Here is a 4104-nt window from a genome sequence, read left to right on the forward strand (position 1 = left end):
TGAATACATATTCATCCAAATAATAACCCAGCTTATTTTTATTCAAATAGCTTTGATGTGTTCCTAGTAACCATCTTTTAAGCAACGAAGCTATACGATGGACATTTGGCAATACTTTTTCATCCTCTTCCTTAACTACTAAATCCATATCCAAAACTATACTTAAAGAGTGATAGTCACTATTCTTTTGCAATGACTACCATTCCTTTTCAATACATTATTCAGAAATCCTACAGATAATATTTAAACACCATATTATCTATTCAAACGGATGGATTCCCCATTTAAGATTTTTTCCAATTCTTCTGCCATCGATTTTGCAATCTCAGGATTCTCGTTAATAACATTATTTTGCTCGCCAGGATCATTAGCCAAATTATACAACTGCTTGCTCATTTTAGGACTGCCATAACTTCTTCCCAAATCTGGAATATATTTCCAGTCTCCACGTCTTAGTGCCCTTACATTACGCGCTTCTTCAACCATTGAGGCTAATCCTGTATCGCTTTTACCAAGAAAGGCGTCCATGGTATTGCGACTATCTATCGCTTCATTATCGTTTAGTGGAACATTCAGGTAAGATGCGAGTGAGCCCATCAAATCAATTTGATTGACCAGGGCATTGGATACGCCAGGCTTAATTTTACCCGGCCAGCTTACAATAAATGGCACACGTGTTCCTCCTTCGTATATCTGATATTTACCGCCACGATAAATCCCCGATCCGTCATGCCCACGATCCACTTCTTCTTTCGAAGTTTTAACAGTAGTTCCATCCTTATAACCATCATCATAAACAGGCCCATTATCGCTGGAGAAGATCACAATCGTGTTTTCCTTCAAGCCATTTTCTTCCAGGGTTTTCATAATTTCACCCACAGCCCAGTCGAATTGCACCATAGCATCACCGCGATACCCAAGTGCAGTTGTTCCCTTGAAGCGTGGATGTGGTGTACGTGGTACATGAATATCCTGAGCAGCATAATACAAAAAGAAAGGTTTTTCCTTATTCTTTTTAATATAGTCTTTTGTTTTTTCAACAAATACATCAGTCATGGTTTCATCGTCCCAAAGGGCTGACTGACCGCCGGCCATATAGCCGATTCGGCCGATACCATTGGTGACTGAATTATTATGTCCGTGTGAGCTTTGGTAGTAAGTCATCGCCTCACGGTTGGTTCTGCCATCCGGATATTGTGTGACGTGTTTTTTACTTGTTACATACTTTTTACTGCCTACGAAAAGTGAGTCATTCATATCCAGGTTAACCACTCGGTGGCCATCCAGATAAACCGTTGGTACACGATCGTTGGTGGAAGGCAACAAAAACGAAGAATTAAAGCCAACTTCAATAGGACCAGGTTTCACTTCGCCATTCCAATCAGTAAAAACCCCTTTCTCTCCAATACCCAGATGCCACTTACCAATAATACCGGTTTCGTATCCGGCCTTTTTAAGCATCTTTGGCAAGGTCATCATATCAACCGGAATCAGAAGAGGTGCATTCGGTGGTAATACATTGGCATTATGCCGGAAACCATATACTCCGGTTAATAATGAAAAGCGTGAAGGCGTACACGTGGATGCCGTGCAATGCCCATCGGTAAAACGCAAACCCTCAGCTGCCAGTTGATCAATATTGGGTGTAGGTATTAACTCTGAACCATAGGCCCCCACATCACCATAACCCACATCATCACCATAAATAATAACGATATTTGGTTTTTGAACATCAGAATCCCCAGGCCTTTGTGAACATGCTGAGAAAACTACTATAATAATTGCGAAAAATATACTTAGTTTCATATTAAATATTACTACGTTTCTAAAATTTGAAAAGGGGCGACTCGGTACTGGCCTCTTTCATGATGGCTTTAATCTGTTTCACCACTTCGGGGTATTGAGCTGACAGGTCATTGCTTTCACCAGGATCCTCTTCCAGGTTGAAAAGCTGTATGGGTACTTCCGGATTTTTTCTGATGTCATACTGCACACCTTTCCATTTACCCATTCTAACGGCTTTTCGACCACCCACAGGATTATATTCCCAATAAAGGTATTCGTGTTCCTTTTGAGTGCCCTGATTGGTTAACGCAGGTAACATGGAGATACCATCAATGTTTTCAGGGTGATCAGTGCCAATCATATCTGCAAAGGTTGGCATCATATCCCAAAAAGCAGAGATATGATCTGATGTTGTACCTGCTTTAATTTGGCCAGGCCATCTAGCGATAAATGGTACACGAATACCCCCTTCGTACAAGTCACGCTTGTAACCTTTGTAGGCACCGTTACTGTTAAAATAGTCAGGTCGTGCCCCACCTTCTTTATGCGGTCCGTTATCAGAGGTAAAAATTATGAGGGTATTATCGCTCAGTCCCAATTCTTCTACTTTGGCTACTATCTCACCAACCTGGTCGTCTAGTAGCGTGACCATGGCAACAAAAGCAGCATGTGATTCCGGCTGTGAGCCATAAGGCCCTTTTCGAAACTTCTTACCCACATCAACACCTTTATAGGCATGTTCCGGGTCGTACTTTCCTCTGAACTTTTCCATATAGTCTTCCGGGGCAAACAGTTCTGCATGTGGAATAATGGAAGGCACGTAGCAAAAGAAAGGCTCATCCTTATGATCTTCGATAAACTGAAGGGTTTTATCATGAATCAAGTTAGGGGCGTAGACGCCTGTTTTTTGTCCGGCATTGGCCTCCAGTACCAGGCTATCCTGGTTGGAACGCAAGAAGTAAGGGTAGTAATGATGACCTAGCCTCTGACAATTATAACCAAAAAAAGTGTCGAATCCCTGCTTATTGGGATCCCCTTCAGAACCTGGGTAACCTAGACCCCACTTACCAAAGGCTCCTGTGGCATAACCGGCTTGCTTAAACAGTTCCGCGATAGTAAAATCCTCTGCTTTTATTGGATGTTGTCCTTCAGGCTTACGCTCGCGATTGCCACGTATAGTTGTATGACCGGTGTGTTGACCAGTCATCAGCGCTGAGCGTGAGGGCGCACAAACGGTACTACCTGAATAATGCTGGGTAAACTTAATGCCTTTTGCTGCTAGCTTATCAATATTGGGTGTAGAAAATTTGGTTTGCCCATAGCAGCTTAAATCACCATAACCCAAATCATCGGCTAATATGCATATCACATTGGGCTGTTGCAACTTGCCTTTAACTCCTTTGTTTTGTTTTTCATTACAGCTTGTTACAAAAACAGTAAGGACTAATAGCCCCATGCTTAAAATTGTCCATTTAAATATTCTCATTATAATTCAAGTTAATTTAATATATAATCAGGGTTTAGCTCTGTAGGCACTGGTGCATCCGTATTCTTCCTCCATTTATCCAACAGTTCTAATAATTCTTTTGCTTTTTGCGGATTGGATTTAGCCAGGTTATTTTGCTCACTCAAATCTTCTTTTAAATTATACAATTCAATGTCGTTGTACTCAAAATACTGAATGAGTTTCCAATCTCCATAACGAATAGCAGAGCCGGGCCGGGTGCGAAATAAAGGGTCGAAGGTAGTGGTGTCATTTTTCACATAAGCCTGGAGGTAAATTGGAAAATGCCAATAAAGCGGCCGGGTATCCATTTCTGATTGATTAGTCAGTAATGGTAGAATTGATTGGCCATCTAATACCTTATCAACTGGTTTTGATACACCTGCAACTTCAAGTATAGTTGGATAAAAATCCAGATTGCTTATTGGAGTTTCAGACTTAGTACCTGCAGGAATTTTACCCTTCCAATACGCAAACATGGGTTCGCGTATACCTCCTTCGTAATACGCACCTTTACCGGATCTTAAAGGCCACTGTTTGGTAATTTTGTAAACTCCTCCATTATCGGAAATAAACAGGATAAAGGTATTTTCAAGTTGGCCGGATTCTTTCAGATTTGTAATCATTCTTCCAATCTGTGTGTCCAGATTCTCAACCATGGTAGCATATTTGGCGTTATTCTGTCCATTCCATTCCGGCTTGTTTTCGTATTTAGCCAGCAGCTCTTTATAAGGTTGAATAGGGGTGTGTACCGCATAGGGTGAATAGTAAAGGAAAAACGCTTGGTCTTTAACGGAGTTAAGAAAATCCAGTGT

3 protein-coding genes and 1 pseudogene are annotated in these 4104 nt (G+C 41.3%); all 4 read right to left on the reverse strand.

All coding sequences use genetic code 11. The features are described from left to right. Positions 1 to 121 (reverse strand): annotated as a pseudogene (locus FNN09_RS20640) (IS1595 family transposase); the annotation flags it as partial. Positions 122 to 255: 134 nt separating this feature from the next. Beyond that, a complete protein-coding gene (locus FNN09_RS20645; protein WP_143304389.1) occupies positions 256 to 1806 on the reverse strand; it encodes an arylsulfatase in 1551 nt (516 codons plus the stop codon). Between the two features lie 19 nt (positions 1807 to 1825). Next, complete coding sequence (locus FNN09_RS20650) at positions 1826 to 3271, reverse strand: arylsulfatase (protein ID WP_143304390.1); 1446 nt, start codon at positions 3269 to 3271, stop codon at positions 1826 to 1828. A gap of 11 nt (positions 3272 to 3282) precedes the next feature. Then, the coding region (locus tag FNN09_RS20655; protein WP_143304391.1) for a sulfatase-like hydrolase/transferase at positions 3283 to 4104 on the reverse strand (822 nt) is incomplete at its 5' end.

It is taken from the genome of Carboxylicivirga sp. M1479 (assembly GCF_007097485.1).
GTDB lineage: Bacteria > Bacteroidota > Bacteroidia > Bacteroidales > Marinilabiliaceae > Carboxylicivirga.